Raw genomic sequence first — 1,578 nt, forward strand, 5'->3', positions numbered from 1 at the left:
AGCCAGGTCTCGTTGCCGTCCCACACCGGTGCCACCGTATTGATGGCCCTTTATACTTATTGAGTGCTAATGTTCCTGGTACAAAATAACAAATAGGATGATTACTTTTCTCCCATGTATCTTCAAATGCTAAACAACCATAGGTTTCTGGGTCATTAAATATTTCCTGTACATATGTTACAGCACCCCCAGATGTTAAACCACCAGTACCCAAACCATATATAGCCAACCTTTTAAATTCAGCACCTGCCTGTGTAGATTCGATAGCTTCCCAGGTTTCAAGTAAGTTGTTCATAAAACCTACCTCATCAATAAATATTCTGTTAGGACGACCACCGTTAGCTGCTAATGGATTATCCATAAATGTAACATGTTGTATAATAGAGTTAGATTCAGCAGACCTGAATTCTCTACCTACAGCGAGTGATCCTTCTGTATTTACAGCTAATGGTGATGGAAATCGTTTGATATCTCCACCAACATCTATTGTTGCTGCACCTGGCAATCTATTTAATGCAGTTCTTACCTTAGCTACTAATTTATTAGAATATTTAGTATCAATAGCTCCTACAACTGTTTCAGTGTTTAATGGTGTATCTGCAAGTCTTAGTTCCATATATTGGTCATAGTCTCTAGCTCCATCAAAAAGAAAATTGTGAAGTATATGAGCACTTGAACTATAACTCTTACCATAACCCCTGGATGCCAACTCTAGAACATGTTTTGATTCATTCAGATACAATGGTTTACCCATATTTTTATGATGTATCTTTCTTACATACTCTCTAGCTGGAACATATTCTTTATATGAACCATCTGGTTTAAAGAAGTTATTATAATATTTGGGGATTATTTGATTACTATTCCTTTCTGTACAAAAACTTAATATATCCTCTTTATCTGGATTTATTAATCTCCTGTTGCATGAATACTTTTCATCATCTTCAAATCCACTAAAACCAGTGGCTTCAGTATATACATAGGCTTTCTCCCAATCTATATCCCTACACCAAGGTAATCCAATACCTCTATGTACACCTTCTTCAAATTCTATATAGTGAAAATTAATATAATAATATAGCTCTGGGGGCATCCATTTACCACCAACCCATTCCCCTTCTATACATTTTCTCTTAACATTACGCCACCATTCCAATCTCTCATATTTTTCTACAATAGGATGAAAGTTAGGAATTTCCCCCACTTTGAATAAGCTATTATTTATCATTTTAAATCTAACATTTTTAAAAGAGTATTTAACTCGTCTAAGGTTTCTATATTACCTTTAAATATTACTTCGGGTTTACTCACCATCTTTCAATACTTTTAAAAATTCTTCTATACTCATATAGATGTTTATCCGTCTACCACTAGAGAGTTCCAAATCAATTGAATCATCTAATGGTAAGAAAGCTGTTACTTGCTCTGGATTTACATATAATACCCCTTCATTAGCATCATCTGGTATTTCTAAACCTAATTCTGTATATTTTTCAATCTCGTTCTCTGTAAGAATACTAACCCTTACTGGTAATTCTATTATTCTCATTTTTATTTAAAATTTTAATATAAACACCT

2 protein-coding genes are annotated in these 1,578 nt (G+C 33.8%); both read right to left on the minus strand.

Annotation, left to right across the window (positions count from 1 at the left end):
• Positions 1-1,228, minus strand: a 1,228-nt coding sequence (locus tag VK998_RS12360) for a hypothetical protein (protein WP_325228807.1), incomplete at its 3' end; no start/stop codon positions are given.
• Between the two features lie 75 nt (positions 1,229-1,303).
• Positions 1,304-1,549: a hypothetical protein gene (locus VK998_RS12365; RefSeq protein ID WP_325228809.1), complete on the minus strand. Its 246-nt coding sequence runs from the start codon at positions 1,547-1,549 to the stop codon at positions 1,304-1,306.
• Positions 1,550-1,578 lie beyond the last annotated feature (29 nt).

The sequence above is a fragment of the Schnuerera sp. genome (genome assembly GCF_035459645.1).
In the GTDB taxonomy this organism is placed as follows: domain Bacteria; phylum Bacillota; class Clostridia; order Tissierellales; family Tepidimicrobiaceae; genus Schnuerera.

What these genes read in the sequence shown, in the direction of transcription:
- VK998_RS12365 (WP_325228809.1), bottom strand. Translation starts at nt 1,549, where the DNA reads ATGAGAATAATAGAATTACCAGTAAGGGTTAGTATTCTTACAGAGAAC.